Source organism: Bacteroides sp. MSSM.1001136sp1_RTP21357st2_D2_RTP21359_211015 (assembly GCF_040913205.1).
Lineage (GTDB): Bacteria > Bacteroidota > Bacteroidia > Bacteroidales > Bacteroidaceae > Bacteroides > Bacteroides ovatus.
Genome location: NZ_JBDFVF010000084.1, coordinates 1 through 1,327 on the forward strand (window position 1 = coordinate 1; position 1,327 = coordinate 1,327).

General features: G+C 49.4%; 1 tRNA gene and 1 rRNA gene. Both read right to left on the reverse strand.

The features are described from left to right. Positions 1–83: 83 nt before the first annotated feature. Positions 84–154: transfer RNA gene (locus AB5217_RS24835), tRNA-Trp, on the reverse strand. 112 nt (positions 155–266) lie between these two features. Continuing rightward, positions 267–1,327, reverse strand: a 23S ribosomal RNA gene (locus tag AB5217_RS24840); the annotation flags it as partial.

Consider the following 1,327-nt stretch of genomic DNA (forward strand, 5'->3'; position numbering starts at 1 on the left):
CTTTATGCCCATTATAATACATCTATTTTCATTTTTAAACAAAAAAAACCTTGAAACAACTATCTTGCTTCAAGGTTTAATAACAGGGGATGAGAGAATCGAACTCCCACCAAAGGTTTTGGAGACCCCTATCATACCATTTGACCAATCCCCTATTTTATGAAGAAAAGTGACTATTACTAGTCACGTCTCTTTGAAAGGTTCTGTACCTTCAAAACTACATACATGTTACATCCTAATGGAATCATTTTACAACCTTGCGATTGTTGGTCAAGCCCTCACCCTATTAGTAACAGTCAGCTCCATGCGTTACCGCACTTCCACCTCTGCCCTATCTACCTCGTCGTCTTCAAGGGGTCTTACTAACTTGACGTTATGGGATATCTCATCTTGAGGGGGGCTTCACGCTTAGATGCCTTCAGCGTTTATCCCGTCCCGGCTTGGCTACTCTGCTATGCATTTGGTAATACAACAGATCCACCAGCGGCCAGTCCACCCCGGTCCTCTCGTACTAAGGGCAGCTCCTCTCAAATATCCTACGCCCACGCCGGATAGGGACCGAACTGTCTCACGACGTTCTGAACCCAGCTCGCGTACCGCTTTAATGGGCGAACAGCCCAACCCTTGGGACCTACTTCAGCCCCAGGATGCGATGAGCCGACATCGAGGTGCCAAACCACTCCGTCGATGTGAACTCTTGGGAGTGATAAGCCTGTTATCCCCAGGGTAGCTTTTATCCGTTGAGCGATGGCAATCCCACTTTATACCACCGGATCACTAAGTCCTACTTTCGTACCTGCTCCACCCGTCGGTGTCGCAGTCAAGCTCCCTTCTGCCTTTGCACTCTTCGAATGGTTTCCAACCATTCTGAGGGAACCTTTGAGCGCCTCCGATACCCTTTCGGAGGCGACCGCCCCAGTCAAACTCCCCACCTGACATTGTCCCCCAGCCGGTTCACGGCTGCTGGTTAGAAATCCAATACTACAAGGGTGGTATCCCAACAGTGACTCCCTGACAACTGGCGTCATCAGTTCTCAGTCTCCCACCTATCCTGTACATGCAATATCGAATCCCAGTATCAAGCTGGAGTAAAGCTCCATGGGGTCTTTCCGTCCTGGCGCAGGTAACCAGCATCTTCACTGGTATTTCAATTTCACCGGGTGCATTGTTGAGACAGTGCCCAAATCATTACGCCTTTCGTGCGGGTCGGAACTTACCCGACAAGGAATTTCGCTACCTTAGGACCGTTATAGTTACGGCCGCCGTTTACTGGGGCTTAAATTCAAAGCTTCGCTTACGCTAACCTCTCCTCTTAACCTTCCAGCAC